Raw genomic sequence first — 234 nt, 5'->3', positions numbered from 1 at the left:
GTATCAGAAACACCAACATTAGGTGAAGAACGCAAATGGGTTCATTACGGGTTAACATCTACAGACGTAGTAGATACAGCTTTTTCTTACATCTTAAAACAAGCAAATGAAATCTTGTTAAAAGACTTTGAAAACTTCGTTAGCATTTTAGCTAACAAAGCGAAAGAGCATAAATACACGAATATGATGGGAAGAACGCACGGTGTTCATGCAGAGCCAACGACATTTGCTTTA

1 protein-coding gene is annotated in these 234 nt (G+C 36.8%); it reads left to right on the top strand.

Going from position 1 to position 234, the window contains the following annotated elements:
- The coding region (locus JDS98_RS29930; RefSeq protein WP_242481005.1) for a lyase family protein at window positions 1-234 on the top strand (234 nt) is incomplete at both ends.

The organism is Bacillus cereus group sp. N11 (assembly GCF_016483605.1).
Taxonomy (GTDB): Bacteria; Bacillota; Bacilli; order Bacillales; family Bacillaceae_G; genus Bacillus_A; species Bacillus_A toyonensis.
The sequence above is the reverse complement of the archived record's forward strand: the minus strand, read 5'-3'. Positions and strand labels throughout refer to the sequence as shown.